We start from the raw sequence: 1429 nt of genomic DNA, 5'->3' as shown, positions 1-1429 counted from the left end.
ATCTTATACCACTTCTTAATCTTGCGGAAAAGTACTATGAGGATAATCCAGCATTTAGACCCAAGAGCCTTTCAGATAAAAAAAAGTCTGATCAAGAACTATTACAAATTACAAAAATGCACCAAGCTATAGCAATGATTCAGTTTAAGCTTGAAATGCCAATCATAAAGAGACGCCCATATTTTAATATGTCAGAAAGACTTTTACTTGAGAAAATTGATTATGACAAAAACGAAATAAAAACGAATGGTAAAACTTACCAACTAGAAAACACTTGCTTTACAACCATTAATCCGGAACAACCTGGTGAATTATTGGAGGAAGAAGAGCAAGTTATGAACAAACTATTGTTTTATGTCCAGCATTCGGAAAAGTTGGCCAGACATATGAATTTTCTTATGAAGAAAGGCAGTCTTTATTTGAAATATAATGGGAACTTATTAATACATGGCTGCATTCCAATTGATGAAAACGGAAACATGGAAAAAATGGTTATTGAAAATAATACCTATTCAGGTCGTGAATTACTTGATATTTTTGAACATTATTTACGACATTCTTTTGCACATCCTGAAGAGATAGATGATCTCGCAACAGATATGGTCTGGTATTTATGGACAGGAGAATATTCATCATTATTTGGGAAAAGAGCCATGACGACCTTTGAAAGGTATTTCATTAAGGACAAAGAAACCCATGAGGAGATTAAGAACCCATACTTCCATTTACGTGAAAAAGAGGAAAACTGCCGTAAAATTTTAGCAGAATTTAATCTTAATCCTGATGAAGGTCATATCATAAATGGCCACACACCCGTTAGAGAAATTAAAGGAGAGAATCCAATTAAAGCAAACGGAAAGATGATAGTCATTGATGGAGGATTTTCCAAGGCTTATCAATCGAAAACTGGAATTGCTGGATACACTTTATTATATAATTCCTGCGGTATACAACTTGTAGCCCATGAAAAATTTAATTCAAAAAAAGATGTTCTACTAAAAGGGTCAGATGTTTTATCAGTAAAGAGATTGGTGGAAAAAGAACTCGAGAGCAAAAAGGTTCTAGAAACTAATGTGGGAGAGCGATTATTACAGGAAATATCTGTTTTAAAAAGTCTGTTGGAATATCGCTATATAAGTTTAGACCAATCATTACAAACGAATGGTTAAAGACTCTATTTAAACATAAATGCTTAATGCCATGACAATTTTCAAATTAGAGTGTTGATGGGAATTTAGTCTTGGTAAGCCTCTTGGGTTTATAGTAATTTTTGAAGGTAGAAACAAATCTAACTCGTTGTTTTTACCTTCTATTTTTTGCACAATTTTTTAAGGATCCCTTCGTTTGTGTAGTGGGCTAATTAGCTTACTTTAATAGATAAAAAATTTTTATCTCCTTTCAAAAAAGTAAAGAAACAAATACCTTTAGG

General features: G+C 32.5%; 1 protein-coding gene. It reads left to right on the top strand.

The window, feature by feature from the left end; genetic code table 11:
• Positions 1–1169, top strand: a 1169-nt coding sequence (locus V7659_RS30965) for a fructose-bisphosphatase class III (RefSeq protein ID WP_335543828.1), incomplete at its 5' end; no start/stop codon positions are given.
• Positions 1170–1429: the final 260 nt, after the last annotated feature.

Source organism: Neobacillus drentensis, assembly GCF_036966985.1.
In the GTDB taxonomy this organism is placed as follows: Bacteria; Bacillota; Bacilli; order Bacillales; family Cytobacillaceae; genus Neobacillus; species Neobacillus drentensis_E.
This window is presented reverse-complemented; position numbering and strand designations above follow the sequence as displayed.